The sequence below is a fragment of the Sphingobacterium sp. 1.A.4 genome (assembly GCF_002734245.1).
Classification (GTDB): domain Bacteria; phylum Bacteroidota; class Bacteroidia; order Sphingobacteriales; family Sphingobacteriaceae; genus Sphingobacterium; species Sphingobacterium tenebrionis.
Map to the genome: position 1 here is coordinate 1 of NZ_PEAZ01000005.1, position 905 is coordinate 905.

Sequence of the window (905 nt, forward strand, 5' to 3'; positions counted from 1 at the left end):
GTGAAGTTGGATTCGCTAGTAATCGCGTATCAGCAATGACGCGGTGAATACGTTCCCGGGCCTTGTACACACCGCCCGTCAAGCCATGAAAGCTGGGGGTACCTAAAGCATGTAACCGCAAGGAGCGTGTCAGGGTAAAACCGGTAATTGGGGCTAAGTCGTAACAAGGTAGCCGTACCGGAAGGTGCGGCTGGAATACCTCCTTTCTGGGGCCTGTACCCGGCCTCGCTGCAGAACAGATCATAATAAGGATAACAGACTCATAAAGAAGAAAGTGCCCGCCCGGACGATGTCCAGGATGGGGTCACCGAGAGAGAGATGAAGGTTAGCTAGTCCCGTAGCTCAGTTGGTTAGAGCACTACACTGATAATGTAGGGGTCAGCAGTTCAAATCTGCTCGGGACTACCAGGATACGGAAGGGGAATTAGCTCAGCTGGCTAGAGCACCTGCCTTGCACGCAGGGGGTCAACGGTTCGAATCCGTTATTCTCCACAGGCCTTCCCGCAAGGGGAAGGGATGAGAGTTCTTTGACATATTGGAAGAAAAGAGATAACAAGAGAAGACAACAGAGGAGAAGTGCCCACGGGCATGGATCCAAAGCAACGCATCATCTGGCAAAAGGGATGGTGACGTGAAGAAAGTAAACAAGGGCACACGGGGGATGTCTAGGCTCTCAGAGGCGATGAAGGACGTGATAAGCTGCGATAAGCCACGGGGATCGGCAAATGCGAATCGATCCGTGGATCTCCGAATGGGGCAACCCGGCATGTTGAAGACATGCCATCAAATGAAGCGAACGCGCCGAACTGAAACATCTAAGTAAGCGTAGGAGGAGAAAATAACAATGATTTCCCAAGTAGTGGCGAGCGAACGGGAAAGAGCCCAAACCATACCTGTTACGGCAG

General features: G+C 52.2%; 2 tRNA genes and 2 rRNA genes. All 4 read left to right on the plus strand.

Annotated elements, in window-relative coordinates:
• Window positions 1-206 (plus strand): 16S ribosomal RNA (locus CRJ00_RS01420); the annotation flags it as partial.
• Between the two features lie 125 nt (window positions 207-331).
• A tRNA-Ile gene (locus CRJ00_RS01425) sits at window positions 332-408 on the plus strand.
• Window positions 409-418: 10 nt separating this feature from the next.
• Window positions 419-492, plus strand: a tRNA-Ala gene (locus CRJ00_RS01430).
• 142 nt (window positions 493-634) lie between these two features.
• Window positions 635-905: ribosomal RNA gene (locus CRJ00_RS01435) — 23S ribosomal RNA — on the plus strand; the annotation flags it as partial.